This is a genomic window from Elizabethkingia argenteiflava, assembly GCF_009904105.1.
Lineage (GTDB): Bacteria > Bacteroidota > Bacteroidia > Flavobacteriales > Weeksellaceae > Elizabethkingia > Elizabethkingia argenteiflava.
Window position 1 is genome coordinate 1 of sequence record NZ_JAAABJ010000620.1, and the last position, 656, is coordinate 656.

A 656-nucleotide genomic window follows, 5' to 3' on the forward strand; every position below is an offset into this window, starting at 1 on the left:
AATGGATCGAGTATAATTATGATGTTGAGACGCCCTTCACTGGAGCAACAAAGATCGTAAAGCAGGTCTCAAGTACCCCTACATCAAGCTATCAGGATATTATGATATATAAAAGTATTTAATAGCGATTTTGCTGCAAAGTAAATTTTTTCTAATAAATAATTTGAAATGAACTTAAACACAGACTCACATACAAAAGACTCTTTGAATTAGCTCTTTTCAGAGACGGATAAACTAATTTAGCCTTTTTTAGAGTTTCAATATCCCTATTTGAATTAGCTACTTTTATAGATTTAGAAGTGAATAGATAAGCGCCCCTAAATAAAATATTGGTCTTATTTATTTTTTGTAGATTTGAGTGATTGCAGTTGGTTACGTCTTCATTCAGAGTATATTAACTCTCCTTTGAAGCTTTAGACCCGGTCTGTATTATCTAATTTTAAATTAGACTTATGATGAAATTTAGCAGAAAAACAATGGTGCTTTTTTTTGTAGGAATATTATTGGCCTCCTGTAAAAATGATGCAAAGACCTCAAAAGTTGAAGACCAAAAAGAAAATACAACACAGAAAAATAAGAAGATCTTAAAAGTGACGGACACGTTTTCTGTTGATGGGATCAATTTTAAATTATTGCAAAATGGAGATCAGGCAGAA

Annotated in this window: 1 protein-coding gene; it reads left to right on the forward strand. The window is 31.2% G+C overall.

The window, feature by feature from the left end:
* Positions 1-452: 452 nt before the first annotated feature.
* A partial coding sequence (locus GNY06_RS10775) for a hypothetical protein (RefSeq protein WP_166520076.1) occupies positions 453-656 on the forward strand: 204 nt, incomplete at its 3' end.